The 18,014-nt window shown below is 50.4% G+C and carries 13 protein-coding genes and 1 pseudogene; 6 read left to right on the top strand and 8 right to left on the bottom strand.

The features are described 5' to 3' along the window. Positions 1-3: 3 nt before the first annotated feature. Both LA756_RS13815 and LA756_RS13820 read left to right on the top strand, forming a co-directional pair. Entirely contained in the window at positions 4-216 is a 213-nt protein-coding gene (locus tag LA756_RS13815) for a hypothetical protein (protein WP_224435313.1), read from the top strand. An 818-nt stretch (positions 217-1,034) separates the two neighbouring features. After that, a pseudogene (locus tag LA756_RS13820) lies at positions 1,035-1,766 on the top strand (integrase core domain-containing protein); the annotation flags it as partial. Between the two features lie 343 nt (positions 1,767-2,109). Here the strand turns inward: LA756_RS13820 and LA756_RS13825 are convergent. Continuing rightward, positions 2,110-4,143, bottom strand: coding sequence for a hypothetical protein (locus tag LA756_RS13825; RefSeq protein WP_224435314.1), 2,034 nt, complete (start codon positions 4,141-4,143; stop codon positions 2,110-2,112). 350 nt (positions 4,144-4,493) lie between these two features. On the opposite strand from LA756_RS13825, the gene LA756_RS13830 reads away from it, so the two are divergent. After that, positions 4,494-5,402 carry a glycosyltransferase gene (locus tag LA756_RS13830; protein ID WP_224435315.1) on the top strand — a complete coding sequence of 303 codons (909 nt, stop codon included), beginning with the start codon at positions 4,494-4,496 and terminating at the stop codon, positions 5,400-5,402. A gap of 112 nt (positions 5,403-5,514) precedes the next feature. Here the strand turns inward: LA756_RS13830 and LA756_RS13835 are convergent, their stop codons facing one another. Then, a complete protein-coding gene (locus LA756_RS13835; RefSeq protein ID WP_224435316.1) occupies positions 5,515-6,795 on the bottom strand; it encodes a cell wall metabolism sensor histidine kinase WalK in 1,281 nt (426 codons plus the stop codon). 131 nt (positions 6,796-6,926) lie between these two features. Then, positions 6,927-7,622, bottom strand: coding sequence for a response regulator transcription factor (locus tag LA756_RS13840; protein WP_224435317.1), 696 nt, complete (start codon positions 7,620-7,622; stop codon positions 6,927-6,929). 545 nt (positions 7,623-8,167) lie between these two features. Between LA756_RS13840 and LA756_RS13845 the strand changes: the two genes are divergently transcribed. Then, the gene (locus LA756_RS13845) at positions 8,168-9,424 is read left to right on the top strand and encodes a metallophosphoesterase (RefSeq protein WP_224435318.1); all 1,257 of its coding nucleotides are present in this window, start codon (positions 8,168-8,170) and stop codon (positions 9,422-9,424) included. A gap of 140 nt (positions 9,425-9,564) precedes the next feature. On the opposite strand, the gene LA756_RS13850 is transcribed toward LA756_RS13845, so the two are convergent. The 5 genes from LA756_RS13850 to LA756_RS13870 form a co-directional block, all read right to left on the bottom strand. Next, positions 9,565-9,963, bottom strand: coding sequence for a carboxypeptidase-like regulatory domain-containing protein (locus LA756_RS13850; protein ID WP_224435319.1), 399 nt, complete (start codon positions 9,961-9,963; stop codon positions 9,565-9,567). 113 nt (positions 9,964-10,076) lie between these two features. Then, positions 10,077-11,030, bottom strand: coding sequence for a DUF1559 domain-containing protein (locus LA756_RS13855; protein WP_224435320.1), 954 nt, complete (start codon positions 11,028-11,030; stop codon positions 10,077-10,079). Positions 11,031-11,254: 224 nt separating this feature from the next. Continuing rightward, on the bottom strand, positions 11,255-12,856 hold the full coding sequence (locus LA756_RS13860) for an amidohydrolase family protein (protein ID WP_224435321.1): 1,602 nt from the start codon (positions 12,854-12,856) through the stop codon (positions 11,255-11,257). A gap of 47 nt (positions 12,857-12,903) precedes the next feature. Continuing rightward, positions 12,904-14,223: an FAD-binding oxidoreductase gene (locus LA756_RS13865; protein WP_224435322.1), complete on the bottom strand. Its 1,320-nt coding sequence runs from the start codon at positions 14,221-14,223 to the stop codon at positions 12,904-12,906. 119 nt (positions 14,224-14,342) lie between these two features. Next, a complete protein-coding gene (locus tag LA756_RS13870) occupies positions 14,343-15,482 on the bottom strand; it encodes a DNA-binding transcriptional regulator (RefSeq protein ID WP_224435323.1) in 1,140 nt (379 codons plus the stop codon). A 277-nt stretch (positions 15,483-15,759) separates the two neighbouring features. Here LA756_RS13870 and LA756_RS13875 point away from each other — a divergent pair, with 277 nt between their 5' ends. Together LA756_RS13875 and LA756_RS13880 are read left to right on the top strand one after the other, a co-directional pair. After that, a complete protein-coding gene (locus tag LA756_RS13875) occupies positions 15,760-16,800 on the top strand; it encodes an isoaspartyl peptidase/L-asparaginase family protein (RefSeq protein WP_224435324.1) in 1,041 nt (346 codons plus the stop codon). After that, positions 16,790-17,800: a hypothetical protein gene (locus LA756_RS13880; RefSeq protein ID WP_224435325.1), complete on the top strand. Its 1,011-nt coding sequence runs from the start codon at positions 16,790-16,792 to the stop codon at positions 17,798-17,800. The genes LA756_RS13875 and LA756_RS13880 overlap by 11 nt, the downstream gene beginning before the upstream one ends. Positions 17,801-18,014: the final 214 nt, after the last annotated feature.

Consider the following 18,014-nt stretch of genomic DNA (forward strand, 5'->3'; position numbering starts at 1 on the left):
GGCATGGATTTTTTCGAGCCGCCGATTCCCCTCGGAGATGAGATTGCCTATCGTTTCTTGAACATCTTCCTTCGGTTCCGTCAGAACGTCACCCTCTTTAGTGACGTGCCGCTTGATTCGCAAATTGATCTGGTTCTTCCGGCTTACTTTGCCATCCTCGCCATAATCGACTTTGATTCCAACTCCGGAAAGTTGTACTCGTTCTTTCCGCTGTAATTCATCGTCCTGGCGACTGGCAGCTTCAAGTCGGGCCTGAGTATTTTCCCACCATTGCCGCATCGCGGTACGTGTTGCATCTTTGGTTGCGGGCGTCCCCTTTTCGAGGAGCCCTTCTTTAATCAGCTTTTTGGGGGATACATTGTAGATTTTCCCCTTGTACCATTTCGTCCATCGCTGCTCCTTAGAACGCCAAGTCATCGGATCATTGTGGGCCATCTTATTTCTCTACAGGTTGGGCGCACCTCGCTCCTGCCAGTGGCAATGCGTTTACGTAAAGTACTACATCTGGCAAGCGCGGTTGGCAAGCGCAGGTCCGGAATTTGGTCAGACGCGCTTGCCAATACTGTTGGTAAATAAGGACTTACGACTAGGATTGTCGTTCGGGACGCAATACCTGATGCTAGCAATGCACCACAGACTCGCCACAACCATTTAACACGAAACACTTACATCGATTCCACTGCTATTCGTCAGCAGCCAGCTTAGGAGATACGATTTGCCTAGCGGCCAATGTCCAGTCAACGACGTAACCTACTGCCGCTCATGAGAATACTCATTGCACGAAGAAACGCTGTGGTTGGATCTTCTTTTACGTATCCAAGATCTGCTGCCTCGAATCCAACCAATTTCCAAACTGCGGACCAAGGGCTGAGAATCTCATGACGGTTCGTTATTGGCGACCACTATCAACAATGAGACATCCGTGGTGCAGTCGTGACACCGATAGCATGATTACCTAATTCCCCTGATTCGGCCCAAACGCGAACCAGATTTCAATCGTTGCCGAAGCCAAAGCGATTCCCAAGGCAAATGCTCCCGATGACGAACCTCGCCTGGTCCGGGAGATGATTGAGTTGGCGGAACAGCAGGGTCGTTACGGCCATCGGCGAATCGCTGAGATGTTACGGCGAAAAGGTTGGCAGGTGAACCATAAACGCATCGAACACATGTGACATCGTGAAGGCTTGAAAGTCCCGAAAAGGCAGTCGAAACGCCGTCGACTGTTGCTGAATGATGGTTCGCTTGCGGCCGAGTCATCGCTATGAGGTCTGGAGCTTTGACTTCGTACATCTCCGTATGCACGATGGTCCAGCGTTCTAGATGCTGACGCTGATCGAGGAGTACACGTGAGAGTGCCTGGCAATCGACTTGGCCCATCAGTTAACCAGCGAGGAAGTTTTGGAAGGCCTTATTTTTGTGACCTGTTCGTTCTCCGCGGCATACCAGACTTCATTCGCAGCGATAAAGGCTCCGAGTTTACGGCCGTGAACGTTCGCACCCGGACTGAAACGCGTCGAGGCCAACACCTTGTGCATCGAGCCAGGCAGTCCGTGGGAGAATGACTACATCGAATCCTTCAACAGGAAACTGCGAGACGAACTACTCGATCGAGAGATCTTCGACACGCTCTGCTGGAAGCGAAAGTGTTGATCGAACGGCGGCGAGTCGAGCACAACACGGTACGCCCGCACAGTTCGTTGGAGAATCGCCCACCGGCACCGGAGGCAATTCTTCCAGGGGAAGCACCCTTGAAAACTATCAACTAAAGACTGGTTTCATTTGTGGAGGCAGGTCAATGACCATTGCAGCCGACGAATCCATCTGATTGGCCACGGATGCCGTGGCGGTAATAGATTCATTCATGGAGATTTCCGTACGATCGTAGTCGAGGTGCACCGATAGCGGTTGGTCGTCCTGGGTAATGGACTTGTCGGGCGTATGGTATCTCATTCACTAGACGCTGGGCTAAAAGTCGCCAGACCAATACGAAGCCGAACACGCCCTGGTATTAGCAACGTTGAAACCCTAGCTCGCCACTGCCTGACAGTCGCGGGCTATCACACGATCGATCAACTCAATGGCCGCGACTTAGGGTGCTAGAACCATTTGTTAGTCTTGTATTTTTAAGTCACCGTTTCTCTCAATTGTGATCTTACGAATTTTTGCCTCAACACTTCCATTCGACAAAATATTTACGACGACTCGCGTCGCGTTCTCAAACGGTCCATCAAATTCGAACTCAAAAATATCTTCCGCGGGATCTAAGTTTTTTGTCGCTGCGAGATAAGACGTTGTTCCCTTCACCCCAATAATATCAATTGAAATACTAGCTCCGCTGTGCTCTTTATCGATGGTCAGCTTATACTTGCCATCGTTGAGCCAGACGTTCTCAACCATCACAAGTATCTCTCGAGTGGCCTCATTTGATTTGGCATCGAGTACTTCTTCATCAGCATTGAGTACCCCCTTCGCCAAGTCCGGAAAAGTCAATTGAATTGGAAAGAGTTCAATTTTCTCTCCTGCTTCGCGCAGTATTTTGGGCTTGAAGGTTCTCGCAAATTCATCATTGCCTTCAAACCCTCGGACACTATACATACCTACGTCCAGGGAATGCGTAGGCTGGCCAAAACACTTCTCAAGCAAATCCGCATCGAGGTGATCGACGGGATGGCCTAATATTCCAGAACGTCGAGTGACGATAAATTGCATCTCCCCTCGGCCTGGATGAACCAAAGCGCAGGACGGACTGAAGGGTTGATAACATCTCAACGGCGTCACGCTAATTTTCCCACCTGATACATAAGTAAGTCGCTTCGCGTCGTATAGGTGTGACACGCCAACAGTAAGCCCACTCTCCTCTAGGAAATCGAGAAGAGCGATAAAGTCTTCGTTGGTTGAGGCGTCCTCTGGCAACGGCTCCAAATTACTCACATAAACCATCGAGGCAGCATACATGCAGCCAGTCATTAGAAACGGGCAAATCAGCCACTTTGTTCGATCTTGAGAGACTCCCAAAGCAAGTGAGAATGCCCCCATGCCAAAAAGCAATAACGCAAGGCAATCCACTCCAATAAAAAGTCGGGTCGTTATGTAAACTGGTCCAACAAGTACCGCCATATTTGAAAGAAGAAACGAACATACATATACCCTCGATACAAACCTTGCTTCGATCGACTTAGATTGCCACAGATGCCAAGCGGAAAGCATGGCTCCTAGATTGATCACAATTATTGCAGGTGAATGGATTGTCACATGAGAATAATATCCCCAAAGTCGTCCGATCTGCATCAGAGCATTTTCTAGCGAGAGATTAATGCTCATTCCAGGATCGTAGGGAATTGCCATATTGCGAAGCAGCCGACTTACCACAGCTCCCAAAAGCACGCCGAGAATCAGCACTCCCAAAACCTGCGCCGCCTTTGTGCGCAGGTCCGCATCTCGCATGAATAGCAAAGAGGCTGCGGCAATCGATGCTATCCACCAAGGTAGAGCTAGCGCATCAGATGCGAATGTAGAAAATGTTAATGCGAAGATACCTAGCAGCGTCAGTAACGACGTACCCCTCGCACTAAAGTACACACGTCTAACTAAAAGAAGAACTAGGAAACCAACAATAGCCGCTCCCACATGATGAGCTGGGCAAAAGAATAAAGAGAACGAGTCAAGCTGATATCCAGTTGTTCGTAGCGGCGTCGCTATGACGCCTTGCCAGCCAATGACGAGAAACGCACAAGCAATAACGGCGAACACCGGTAGCAGTGAGCGTTGACTCGTACGACTATCGGCCTCAGAAAATGAATTCTCAATGTCCTGAAACCAGGGCAACATGCAAGTGAACAGAATTGTCAGCGAAATTGCCCCATAACCAATCTGCGCAGTCAGTTCGTCGGAAAAAAGATTTAGCGAAAGGGCGTGAATTAAAACATCGGGAAAGAGATACGAAGTATTGCTCAGTGCAAAATCACGGACGTTTCCATTTTCTAGAAGATGACGATACAGCAAACCGACATAGGTTTCATCGCTACTAAAAGTAACGATGGCCTGGTCATAGCGTGCCAATGACGCCAAAAGAATCGCGGATGCAAAAACAGAGACCGCAACGAATATCGCTTTGTAGTAGGCCGCCACCTTGTTAGCTTTCACAGTTGCCCGAATTTACTAACGCATCTCTTAATGCCTAGTCATTTGCGGGCAGCGTAACCTGACTGCTAGCAAATCCTAAGAATAATGACTTAAGCAGAAAAGAAGGAAAACGTCCCCCAAGCCTGCTCAAACGCGCTGTTTGCAAACATTGGAATGGAAGATACTCCTTGCACTGAACTTGTCAAAGACCAAGTTCCAAGAACAGTCGCCAAAAACAGCCAGCAATTGGCATTCTGGCAAAACCAAAAACGAGTGGCTAGTCGTAAGTGGGTAGCCGCGGTACCGAGCAGTTGAGGCCTCATGCGATTCGTATTTACAAAAAAAGCGCTGTTCAGTTATGCTTCGCCCCCATGATGCCCCTCTCCCTTTCTATCGAAACGCAAGCACTTCAAGTTCCAATGCTGACACAACATGACGCTGAAAATGTTGCTATCGTGGTTCCCTGCTTCAATGAAGCTGACCGTTTAGATAGACAAGCATTTATTGACTTTGCCCGAGCCAATACGGCGTTTCACTTTGTCTTTGTGAACGATGGCAGCACGGACAATACCCAAGAGGTACTCTGCTCTCTGCGAAGCTCATCTGGAATACGGCAGGTCGCCATATTGCACCTAGAAGAGAATTCAGGCAAAGCAGAAGCAACACGACAAGGCATTCTTTTTGCTCAAGAGGAAATATTCGCGGAGCCTCGTGGCATAAGATTTATTGGCTACTTGGATGCCGACTTGGCAACCCCGCTTAGCGAGCTTGTTACCATGCATCAAAGAATACTCGCAGCTCCTCGAATAAAGGCCGTGATAGGCAGTCGCCTCAAGTTAGCTGGGCGTTCGATAGATCGCACGGCACGTCGACGGTTTATCGGCATGGTTTTTGCCACGCTAACCAACCTATTCTTCCGACTGAGACTCCGGGATACTCAATGCGGAGCCAAGCTTTTTAGAAACGAGCGATGGCTCAGCGAAATTTTTGCAAAACCGTTTCACGATCGCTGGCTCTTTGATGTCGAGATGTTCATTCGGATGCGAAAGCTTTTCCGGACGGACCTGCATGAGGTTGTTTACGAGCAACCACTGGAACGATGGGTAGACGCCGAAGGAAGTCGCCTGAAAGCGAAAGACTTCTTATTGGGGCCATTCAAACTTGCTTCACTCTTTTTTCGATACATTGGGCCAGGCCAATATACCGATATCCCTGTCGACAATACGACTGCACAGCCAGAAACTCACTCTGGGGCAACGACGTCCCGAAGAGCTGCATAGCAAAACTACAGTAGATCATCATCCATATTGTTGAGAACAAGACTTACTGTGACCTGCCCCCTTGAACTAAATCTACTATAACGAAAGCTAAACATCATTCGTTGGCCGGCACTTAGGTGGCAGGGATTTTGACGGTGAATCGTGATCCGTTCCTGGCCGCTGAATCGCATGTGACCTCGCCACGCATATGCTTTGCAATGCGGGCAGCGATTGCTAGTCCGAGGCCTGTCCCGTGAACGCCGCGACTTCTGGCAGAACTGCTTCGGTAGAATGGCTCGAAGATGTATTTTTGATCTTCGATCGAAATGCCGGGGCCTGAATCTTCGACAGAGATCATCACGCAATCGGCTTGGTCGGTCGCTGAAACGTGAATGAGAGTACCCGCGGGACTATGCTTTATGGCGTTTTCGATCAGGTTGTCTAACAGTTGGCGGAGCAATGTCGGTGAAGCGTCAATCGCTTGCTGGCTTTGAATGCTCCAGGAAATTTGCTTCTCAGGCGGTAGCGCACCCCATCCTGCCGCATAGGTTTTCATCCACGCATCGACGGGCAAGAGTTGGCGATCAAGAATGGCACCACTGTCATCTTCGTTTCGAGCTAAGAAGAGGAGTGATTCAATGATGTTTTGCAATTGCGTTGTTTGTTCACTGATCGTCTCTAAGACCTTGCGATAGTTGCTCTCGCTCCGACGACGCATCAGAGCAACGTCAATTTGCCCTCGCAACACCGTCAAAGGCGTTCTCAACTGATGAGCAGCATCTCCACTAAACCGTTGTTGCCTCTGAAAAGCTTCCTGCATTCGCTCTAACAGATCATTGAATGCATCAGCCATCTCTGACAACTCGTCGCGTTGATTGGATTTTGGCAAGCGAAATTCAAATTCGTTCGCCTTCGATTCACGAATTTGCGCTGACATGACATTCACAGGCCTAAGAGCTCTCTGGCAATAAGCTCTCCCAATGAATGCAGCCGCACTCCAGACAAGCGAAGGAAGCAAGAGACAGAAGATTCCGAGTCGGGCAATTTTTTGTTGCAATTCGTCCGTTGGCCGTGCAACCGTTAAAACAATCTCAGCAAACTCATCTAGCTCGCGATCACCTTCAGGCTTCGGGGACGGTGCGGTCATCGTTGTCCATACGTATCGCCATGAACCTTGAGTTGCGAATTGCAGTGAGCCTGGCTGCGTTGACTTTGGTAGACGTTGAATGGCGTCGATAGCCTCTTGGCTATGGTTCATATTCGCCGAATGATCAATCTCACGGCCATTTTCATCCACGATGATCCAGCGAACGTCATCAATTTCCAAGTCGTCCCCAACACCGATTGTGTGCTCGGAAGGTTGCCATTTCACCCCATCTTCTTCGACTTCGATAGCAGCTCCGACAACGCGCATTCCAGTCAAAACCTGTGAGTCAAACTCGCTGAACAAATAATAGCGAATCGAAAAAAATATCGCGCACGAACTTACAAGAAGGCTTACTGCCAATGCTACGAGAAAGAAGGCGGAAACTCGATTGACTAGAGTCATGTCAGTTCGTCTTCCGGTGAGTTCGCTTCTAACACGTATCCGCGTCCACGTCTTGTTTGTATTACCCTCGGACCGTATTGCTCCAGCTTTCGCCGAAGTTCTTTGATATGAACTTCAATAGTGTTCGAGAGACCATCAAAGGTATCGCCCCAGACGGTGTCAAAGATCCGTGTACGCGTCAGTACTTTGCCCGGATTCTGCAAGAATAAGCAGAGCAGCGAAAACTCCTTAGCCGTCAGGCCGAGCGTCGATCCATCTCGTGTTGCTTTCTGACTTCCTAAATCTGCTCGGACATCGCCGTACTCTAAATGCAATCCTGACGGTTGATTGGGGCGTCGCAAAAGGGCTCGCACGCGAGCCAGCAGTTCAGCGAATGCGAATGGTTTCGCCAAATAATCGTCAGCCCCTGCATCAAGACCTTCTACTTTATGGGAAACCGAATCTCGCGCAGTCAAAAACAAGACTGGCGTTTCGCGGTTAATGCCTCTGAATCGACGCAGCACGTCAATTCCATCCTCGCCAGGTAGCCACCAATCGAGAAGAATTAAATCGAATGTTTCCTCTTGCAATAATTGCCAAGCAATGCGCCCGTCTGATACATGCTGGACGCTAAACCCCTCCTCTCCTAGACCACGCAACAAAAAATCGGCAATTTGCGATTCATCTTCAATGATTAACAGGCGGCTAGACATAACGGTGTAAGCAGATTTCCTTTGGCACGATTGACTACCCCTCTATCTTACCGAAGCCTTCCTGGTGATTCTGTTTTGAACATAAAATCGACTTCATCTTGCCCCAAATACTTGAGTGCGAAGCCAACCATCGCGACGGTTTCGTCTATCTAAGGCCGATTTTATCTAATCTTCAGGGGCACTTTAGGGAGCCTCCCTAGACTGGCAGTAGTCACTTTAACACACCTACTGCCTAAGGAAGATGTCCATGCTCAGCCTTCTGACGTACGTTCCAATAATCGCTTTGTGCACGGCGGGAATTCTTATCACGCTTTACGTGATTGGCGCGAACAAATGCTCGATCCAATCTTCCGGCAAGCACTCGAAACCACTTACCGAGTTTGCGAACTGCCGCCAAAGAAATTTGAATTAGAAAGCAAAACTACTAGAGAATCTCAGGCGAGGAATTACCGATGGGCATCGTTTCCGTTTGTCATGTAACATGACTTCAAGTAGTATCGAAATCCCTCCCCCCCTGCTCCACTTTTGCCACAAGGTTTGGTCACGTGTCATTCGATCGTCGCTTTTTTATTCGATCATCTTCGCTGCTTGTCGCTGGCGGTTTGTCAGGCATTTTGAATCACAATCATCACGCGTTGGGAGCTCCAAAGTTTACGGAGAAACCCTCCTTTCAGCCTCGTGCCCTCCTTGCGACTTGGCAGCGTGATCCCACCACAACGATGACCTTGCAATGGCTGGGCGAGAATGAACAAGACGGACTGACTCGAAATCTTTGGTATCGACAAAGTGGGCAAAATACGTGGCGGGAGATACCTCATGTCGCTCGTCGATTTCCCCATACCGATCTATGGCAATTTCGTGCCGAATTGGTTGATTTAGTGCCCGACGCGACCTACCGCATTCGCATTGGGCTCGACTCACCACAAGAGAGCGTACGGACAATGCCAGCCAAAGCAACTAATGAAATTACCTTTGTGTCAGGCGGCGATAGTGGCACCGGAAACGCCGCCCGCAGAACCAATCAGGTTGCCGCGATTCAGTCACCGCGTTTTGTCATCATGGGAGGAGACCTCGCGTACGAAAATGGAAAATCGGCCAGTACCTTCTTGAAGTTTCTCGATCAGTACTCCGAAGACTTACGTGACGACCGTGGGCACCTGATTCCACTTGTGGCCTGCATAGGCAATCATGAAACGGATGGTTTCTACGGTAAGACACGATCCAAGGCCCCCTTCTTTTACGCGATGTTTGACGGCCTGTACCCAGAAACAGGTTACGCCACTCTTGATTTCGGCGATTACCTCTCCCTTGTGTTAATGGATTCTGGACACACATCGTCTGTCCATGGCGAGCAAACCGACTGGCTTAAGAAAACACTTAAGCAGCGTGAAGATCATCCCAACGTGTTTGTTGTAAATCACGTTCCTATGTATCCATGCGTACGTGGTGCGGACGGAGAGCTACACGCTTCGATGCGAAAACACTGGAGTCCGCTACTAGAGAGATACAACGTTGACGCCGCCTTAGAACACCACGATCACGCGTTTAAGAGAACGCATCGAATTAAGGACGGTTTGGTCAATGAGCGAGGAATCCTTTATCTCGGCGACGGCTCGTGGGGCAAGATTCGTTCACCAGATGGACCGGACGATCGTCCTTTTCTCGCTAAATCGACCGAGTCGTATCACTTGTCGCTGCATCGGCTTCAAGGAAAAGATCGTTTTCATCTTGCGTTATCTGATGAAGGCAAAGTTGTCGATGTCGTGCACACTCGAAAACTGGGACACATGCGTTCGAAGTAAGTCCTGCAATTGATCTTACGTTACGCATCGGCGAACTGAATCGTCACCGAAGCTGCAGACACAACTTCGATGACGGAAAATGCTCAGTTAAATTCGCTTGAACCGAACAAATCATTGTTCGGCATTAGGCATTCTCTGAACTAAGCCGAGCCCTTGCTCACTTCAATATCAATTACATTATTGCCCGACTTGACTTGTTCCGATCTTGAGTTGTCATTGAAGAGCTTCACTTTTTTGTGAAGCTTGCCACTGGCACCACTTGAGTCTTCAGGCAACATGATTCCGAGTGACAACTGATATTCCCCGATAGGAAGATCACGGTTGCCTCGGCCATAGAATACTCGGTAGTGACCTTCCGAATTGGTGATACCAGAGCCTTCAGCCGAAAAGCTAGGGCATTGATAAATCACCTCAACACCTTGAACTGGCTCGCCGTCTACGGTAATAGTTCCTTCAACTGTACCTGTTGCGGACGAACAACCAAGTACTGCAACGGCCAATAGGATGCTAGACAGGTGGAATAATCGTGCTGAAATCATTAGTGGATTCCTAAGGTAACGGCGCCGTCATGACGTTCCGAAAATACGATGATTGAAAGGCCTGAGCGTCCCCAGAAACGCTCAGGCAAAATTCCAGACAGGGACGACAGAGCTTAGTACTCACTTACGACATTGCCGTCGTTTCGCCAAACCATGTAGCGGTACGTATAGTAATGCTCAATGGTCTCGGAGACGAACTGGACCGAACCATCCCCCAACAGCACGTTGACACCCCCGGGATGAAGACTACTAACTCCTCTCCCGTTATATATGTTCGACTCGTCATCGAGAGCCGCAACATAGTCATGATTCGGACGGTAGACCGCATGAGTAAGGGTTCGGTAAGGACGATGGGAATTCGTTCGGCTAGCGACACCAGCCCAAACTGCGGCACCGAAGTTTGTTGTATGGCCACTACTTGATGGACCGACCTTACTTGCATCTCGTTCACCAACGAAAAACGTGTTCGAGGTTCCATCTGTGATATCACGAAACTTAAGATACGATCCGCCGAAGAATGTACCATGCGCGTCGTTGTTGTCGCGAAGCGTCACCGTTGTATCGCCAGCTCCTCCGTAGGCAACATAATTTGATGTTCCTGGGTAGAAGTGATCCGTCGCACCAAAGACAAACGCGTGGGTATCCCCGGCGATATCCGAGGGACAGCGATACGCGTCAATTCGTGTTTGAAGAAGGCGCTGGTCATCTGCGGTGTAGCCAGAATGATAGCGAGCTCTTAACGGAATGTGATTAGGATCGAGTTCCTCGAAGAGGTTGTTCAATTCCAAGAATGGTAAAATCGAAACGGCCCAGCCATAGATCGGCTCAAGACGATAGGCGTAGTCGACGTCATGATAACCTGCAGGCAGACATCCAAAGGTATCATGGTAGTTGTGTAGAGCCAGCCCAATCTGCTTCAGATTGTTGTTGCACTGCATTCGGCGAGCAGCTTCTCGTGCTTGCTGGACCGCCGGCAGCAAAAGAGCGATCAAAACCCCAATAATAGCAATAACAACTAAGAGTTCGACCAGAGTAAAACCTGGACGTCGAAGTGTCGTTGAAGACATACCCGTACCTCATGCAATTTTAGTGAAATACATATAGAACTAAATCGACGAGCCCTGTGGGGAAAGGCAGTCGCATGCATGGTCAGGTGTTCTATCATTCTACTTTAAGCATTCATTTATCTTGATAGTTCAATGCGTAAAATACTTGGCACTTTGCGCATTTCGAAGGGCTTCGTTCATCCGTAAGTCCCTCTTATTCGTTCCTATCTGTAACCATCAACTTGTTACTTTGAAGATGCTTTCTTGCTTGTATCTTTTTGCGGCTTGCGAAGCGCCTTTCCGGCTAAAGCACCAGTAGGAATTCCTTCACTGACGGCTACGGTACCATTCACAAAGACGTAAGCGACGCCTTGCGAATACTGATTGGGTTGGTCAAATGTCGCTTTGTCGATGAGTTTTTCGGGATCAAACACAACGATATCTGCAGCCATACCCGGCTTGAGATATCCTCGGTCGGTAAAGCCAATAATATCGGCAGGAAGTCCAGTGGCGCTGCGAATTGCATGTTCGAGCGGTACGACTTCTTCACGCAGTGAATAGAACCCGAGCTTTCGCGGAAACGTGCCATATCCTCGCGGGTGGGGACGGCTCGCTCCGGGAAGCCGAGTCGAAGAGTCAGACGCGGTTGCTACCCATGGCCGTTTCATAATCTGCCGCACGTCGTCTTCGCTCATGGCGAAGCTGATAATACTAGCGCCGCTTCCGCGCACAATCTTTTCAGCGATTGCAAGCGAAGTCGCACCTTCTGATGCGGCAATTTGTTTCAAGTTCTGTCCTGCATAGCTGGGAAACGATGAACAGCGAATGATATAGATTCGCTCGCCATCGCTGATATCAGCTAGTTTCTTAGCAACTTCATCGCGAATCTTGGCACCTGTTTCTGGATCATCCAAACGTTCCGACAACTTGGATTTGCCACCAGAGCGAGCCCAACCGGGAAACAGAATCGGCGTGAGCGTCGTACTAAGAGCCGTGTACGGATACTGATCAGCTGTCACTTGATAGTTCGCCGCGCGAGCCTCTTCAATTGTTCGGATGGCTAAGTGAGCTCCACCCCAGTTCGAGGTTCCCGCGGACTTGATATGGGAAATATGAACCGGGCAGCCCGACTCTTTGCCGATCTTAATGGCCTCCTCGATCGCCGGTAAAAGATCGGCTTCCTCATTTCGAATGTGACTCGCATAGATACCACCATGCTGTGCGACGATCGTGGTTAAGTCGATTAACTCCTCCGTCGGGGTAAATATTCCAGGCGAATAAATTAAGCCCGTCGACATCCCCCAGGCGCCATGCTCCATCGCCTTCTGAACCATGTCTCGCATCTGCTGCATTTCCTCATCGGTTACTTCCCGATCTTCGTTGCCAACCACGTAGCGACGTAGCGTCCCCTGAGGAATCAGATGAGCGACGTTCGTACCAGCTCCCGCTTCGTCGATTTGATCGTAAAACGCCCCTACTAATCGCTTGCCACTTCCGCAGTTGCCAGTTACAGAGGTCGTACATCCCTGCAATAAATAGTTCACGCAGGCCCGTCGCGTTGGTGACACGACACCTGAGTCGCTATGAGTATGCAGGTCAATAAATCCAGGACATACGACGAGCCCTTTGGCATCGATCGTCCAGGTCGCTTCCGGAGGCTGGCCTTCTCCGATGGCAGAGATCTTTCCGTTGTCAACGGCTACGTAACCGACGATCGGAGGATCTCCTGTTCCGTCATAAATCGTCGCGTTAGCCAAAACCAAGTCATCTTTGGCTTGTGCCGACATCGCTATCAACAAGAGCAGCAAAAGCGTACACAGGTGACGGGACAATCGTGCGAACATCATCTTTCCTCTTCGAATGCGGAGAATAGTCGCTGGATTTTTCCACCGAATTAAAAACGGCTGGGTCGGTAAGGATGGGGATCGATGTGAGGTGTTTGACCGGTCATCATTTCTGAAATGAGCTTGCCGGTTGCCGTAGCCATTGACAGTCCAAGCATGCTATGCCCAGCAGCAAGCCAGACATTGCTGTAACGCGGCACACGTCCAACCAAAGGGATTTCGTCACAACTCATGGGTCGCCATCCGTACCAACGCTCGACAAACGGATCTCGAATTGGATCGTGCAAGTAAAACTTCGCGGTATCAGTCAGCAGCTGAAGTCGATCCTCTCGCAAGGACGAGTCGTACCCAGCGAACTCCATCGTCGAACCGATCCGAAACGCACTTGCTGTGGGAGAGATACCGACTCGATGGTCCTCAAACAGCATGGGATATTTAGGACAAACTTCAGGACGCTGCATCGTAATCGAGTAGCCCTTGCCAGGCTCTACGGGGATTCGAGCTTTGAGCTTTTGCTGAATCATGCGAGACCAGGCACCTGTGGCAAAGATCACTTGGTCCGCTTCAATTCTTCCCTGATTTGTCTCAATGGCGTGAGCATTACTTCCATTCGAGTCCAAGTCATAAAACTCGCACTGCTCGCGAATTTCAACGCCCTGCTCCTCCAGTAATCTTCGCCACGATTTCATCAGAAGGTGCGGACGTAAATGCGCGTCTCCCTCAAACATCCAGGCACCACAAACCACATCACGCAGTGCCGGTTCACGATGAAGAAGCTCGGCCTGATCCAGTCGCTCGAAACTTGTATCAAACTCCCGCATCAGCAGCTGATTGGTCTTTTCAAACGACTCGAAATGAGGGCGGTCGCTATGGACGAACATTAAACCCACCGCTTCCCACTCGCAGTCACCCAGTTGGCCGTCGTCCATCATCGATTGGTACAGTTGACGTGAAGAGTTCAACAGGGCGTGCCGAGCATGCCCCGCTTCGATCATGCTGGAGTGGTTGCAACGCAGAGCAAATCGAAGAAACCACCACCACATCTTTGGGTCGAGTCGGGCACGAATCTTGAAAGGCGAGTTCCTTGCGAACAGTGTCTTCAACGAAGAAAGCACGGCTCCCGGCCGGCAAAGCGGAAGAATATGGCTAGGCGAAACGTAGCCACAGTTGCCGTGTGAACATGCGTTGCCGAAAGCCTCTTGATCGATTACGACGACTCGGCTTCCCAGCATCGATAGATAGTAGGCACATGCCGCTCCAATCACTCCCCCGCCGACAATGACAACTGGCTTTTGCCCTGGCGCGAGGGTACTACCCTGCTTACTTTCAGACTTATGCAGTTCCACTTTCGGATTCGACAAAGTTACCATCGATTAATCTGTCCACTTCCAAAGGCTAAAAGCTCCAACCGCATTCGATTGTGCTCGCGCGTTTTAGAAGTAGCAATGTTCCGCTGCGCAATAAACATGGGTGATTGCGCAGAGTTGAATCATCGACGTTTGCGAAGATCTGACGGCCGGATGCCGTGATACTTCCGGAAAGCATGGGCCAATTCGACTCCGCTGGAAAAGCCACATTTGGTCGCAATGCTTGAAGTCGACAGTGTCGTCTCGACAAGTAATTGCCGAGCTTGCTCTAAGCGGACGCGACGAATTTCCTCAGCAATCGAACGGCCAAGTAGAGAGCGAAATTTCTGTTCCAAACGACGTCGCGAGATTGGAAATACCTCAAGGATATCGGTTACCCGGATTGGCTCGCATGCTCGGGAACGAATGAACCGGAGAACCTCCGCAACCTCCTGATCTGACACGGCTAAAATTTCGGTGGAATGGCGAGGAATGACTCGCAGCGGAGCAATACGGATCGGCTCATCCGGCGGCTCCTTGCCTTCGATCATCCCGGCGAGTAAACGACACGCCTCTTGACCAATCCGATAGCAATCAAGCTCGATACTGGAAATTGGCGGAAAGGCGATGGAACACAGCAAGTCATCCGTATCACCTGCCAATATCCCGACCTCATCCGGGACGCGAATTTCTTCCCACTGGCAAATCTCCGCAAGTTGTCGAGCAGGAACAGGATCGGGAGAAAAGACTGCTAGTGGAGTTGGATGTTGTCGGATCCAGCTGGCCACCTCTTTCGAGTCAGCAAACCAACCGAAGTTTTCACCGCAAGCGTCGTGGAAGTCGAAACATTCAAAACCCGCTTCCTCGACCACCTCGCGAAACAACTGCGATCGCCAATCGGGATATCGATTCACCCTCGGAGCGTAGGTCGCAAAGTGGCGAAAGTTCATTGCCCGGAAGTGCTCGACCGCCATCGACACTCTGAGATTGTCATTGGTAATGACTCGCCCGACTCCACCAACATGTTGCATTATCGCATCGACGTCCACGACCGGAACGTGGGCATCCAGAAGGTGGTCGACCATGGCCGCATCGCGCAACATGGCGATTACCCCATCTCCATTCCACTGAGGTGGCAAATGCAATCGCCCGTCGTTATCGCGAGGTGAGATCACCAGGGACCAACGTGCGAGTTGAGCGAAACGAGAAATAGACTCGACAACGTTGCGTCCCCAGCTGTCATAAGTTTCCACTAAAACGACGATCGACCGATCACTCGACATTAGCCAGGAATCTCCCGTGGGGCTGACGTGGAAGGCTGTTACCCCCGAGAGTAATCATGAGAACTCGGAGCGTTTCAATATGGGGTGTTTCAGTATAGTTCGTTAGGAATGGTTCCAATGGCCATGCGCATAAGCCCAGGCATTTTGCGCAATATAGCATTGCTGGCTTCTTCGTCCAAACTAGATTTGAATGTGGCCTCCCTTGCCGTCTTTGACTTTCTTTTGCTTGCCAGTGGAAAGAATCACGATGCAGCCTTCCGACTTAAATCGAAAACACTTGGCGCTTTCGATCTGCTTTCTAGCAACGGCGTTCGCCTGCGGCCGACTCTCCGCGGAAAAACCGCAGTGGGCAATCGCTTTGCACGGCGGGGCAGGATTTGTTTCGAAGGATATCTCGCCAGAGCGGTTGCAGCAATACAAGAGAGCTCTGAGTGAAGCACTTCGCGAAGGAGAATCTATCTTAAGCTCAGGCGGCTCAGCACTTGATGCTGTCGAGCGAACCGTCACGGTTCTTGAAGATGCGTCTTGCTTCAACGCAGGCAAAGGAGCCGTATTCAATGCCGAGGGATTTCACCAGATGGACGCCTCGATCATGGACGGAAGAGACCTATCATGCGGCGCCGTCGCAGCCGTGGAAACGATTCGCAATCCTATTCAGCTGGCCCGATCTGTGATGGAAAAGACGCCGCATGTCTTACTGACATCCGAAGGAGCTGAAGCGTTTGCCAAATCACAAAACATTGCCACGGTATCGCCTGATTACTTTTACGATGGCACCCGATGGCAGCAACTGCAAAAGAAACTTCTCAGCAAAGGACAGCCAGTTCCGGAGGCACCCAAATATCAACTGCCTACGACGATGAATCAGGAAGGAGACCTTAGCGATCAGGATATTTCACGCGGAACCGTAGGGTGCGTAGCATTGGATCAACGGGGAAATCTTGCGGCGGCAACCAGCACCGGAGGAATGACGGGAAAAATGGTCGGACGCGTCGGCGACTCACCGATCGTCGGCGCGGGAACCTATGCTGACAATCAAGGATGCGCCGTCAGTGCTACAGGAAGCGGCGAAGAGTACATCCGTCATACAATTGCGGCGCAGGTAAACTGGCGCATAAGATTTGCCAATCAATCGCTTTCTGAAGCGATGCAAGCGTGCATCAACGAGGTACTCAAACCCGGCGACGGAGGCCTTATCGCAGTCGACAAACAGGGCAACATATCATTTGAATTCAACACAAGTTCAATGAGCCGTGCCTGGGCTAACTCAACTGGAGCCCGTGGTATTGCCATCTGGAGAGAGAAGTTTGCTGACTAACTCGCGTTCCGCTTGGAGAACATCGTTCGGACTGCTGGGCGTTGTCCTTTTAGCCAGTTCTTTCCCGGCGGAAATCTATGCAGCTACCGAACTAGACCGCTATTTGATTGCCGGTAAGTTCCGCATCTTTTACACCCTCAAAGGCGAATCGGCTGTTGCACCGGACGATCATGATCGCTCAGGCGTACCGGACCGCGTTGAAGACGTGGCTCGGCAGCTTAACGTTGCCTATCGACTTTACTGCGAAGTTCTCCAATTCCCTGACCCCCTCACCTCATCACGCTTTAAGGAAGCAACCTGCATTCAGGTCACGCTACTTCATCGTGCGAAAGGAAATGGAGTTGCCTATGACGCCATGAGCCGAGCTCGTCCGATGAATGGCATCCGCCCCGACGAAAGAGTCTTGGCGATCACCATTGGCTCTCATGTCGACCCTATTCATAACGTGACACCAGCGCACGAGATGTTCCACTTGATTCAATATGGAGCCACGTACTTTAAGAATCGCTGGTACCTCGAAGGCATGACACGCTGGTTCGAGCACGGCATTTGCCACCAGGCATTGGGGGACCTTCGCTACGATCCTGCTGGGCCATGGCCACAGTCTCATGGCCAGCAGTCTAAGATTTTTCAGCAATCATACGACGCAGAATACACACTATGGAACCCGATCGCTGCCGCAACTGATGCTGACACCTCACTTCCCAAGACATCAGCATTACGCAAGTTGGCCGCAATCCGCTACTCCGACGGTTCACCCGTGATGCAAGATCTCAATCTGCAAGGCGCCTCGGTGATGCGTTCGATACTTATCGAACTCGGGCACCTCGACGATGAAGCATTCCAGAAACTCGGCTACGATCGCTGGAGCGAAAAGAACCAATCTTCCCCTGGCAACAACCCCTTCATTTATCTAGGCGTCATGAGGGCATTGCGGCAACATGGTGCAGTTGTCGCGGAATCCTCTAAAGAAAGCGAACATGCGACCACGATCCCTTAACATGGCGTGGACCAATTCGCTCACTGAGGCTTTGTCCGCTCGCGTGACATGCCGATAGCACTTGCCATCTGACCGGCAAATTCTTTATCACCGCGTCCCCTTAAGGGCCAAGCATCGCCGCGAAGATCAATCTAAAGACGTCATCGTTAGATTGCGGAAGACTGCCACACAATCAGCATACAATTGTGGCAACGCAACTACCCTAAACACGAAT

The sequence above is a fragment of the Bremerella sp. TYQ1 genome (assembly GCF_020150455.1).
Taxonomy (GTDB): Bacteria; Planctomycetota; Planctomycetia; order Pirellulales; family Pirellulaceae; genus Bremerella; species Bremerella volcania_A.

Coding starts and splice junctions, on each gene's coding strand:
- LA756_RS13815 (WP_224435313.1), top strand. CDS start 4: ATGGATTTTTTCGAGCCGCCGATTCCCCTCGGAGATGAGATTGCCTAT.
- LA756_RS13830 (WP_224435315.1), top strand. CDS start 4,494: ATGATGCCCCTCTCCCTTTCTATCGAAACGCAAGCACTTCAAGTTCCA.
- LA756_RS13835 (WP_224435316.1), bottom strand. CDS start 6,795: ATGCGCGTTGTCGGAGCTGCTATCGAAGTCGAAGAAGATGGGGTGAAA.
- LA756_RS13840 (WP_224435317.1), bottom strand. CDS start 7,622: ATGTCTAGCCGCCTGTTAATCATTGAAGATGAATCGCAAATTGCCGAT.
- LA756_RS13850 (WP_224435319.1), bottom strand. CDS start 9,963: ATGATTTCAGCACGATTATTCCACCTGTCTAGCATCCTATTGGCCGTT.
- LA756_RS13855 (WP_224435320.1), bottom strand. CDS start 11,030: ATGTCTTCAACGACACTTCGACGTCCAGGTTTTACTCTGGTCGAACTC.
- LA756_RS13860 (WP_224435321.1), bottom strand. CDS start 12,856: ATGATGTTCGCACGATTGTCCCGTCACCTGTGTACGCTTTTGCTGCTC.
- LA756_RS13865 (WP_224435322.1), bottom strand. CDS start 14,223: ATGGTAACTTTGTCGAATCCGAAAGTGGAACTGCATAAGTCTGAAAGT.
- LA756_RS13870 (WP_224435323.1), bottom strand. CDS start 15,482: ATGTCGAGTGATCGGTCGATCGTCGTTTTAGTGGAAACTTATGACAGC.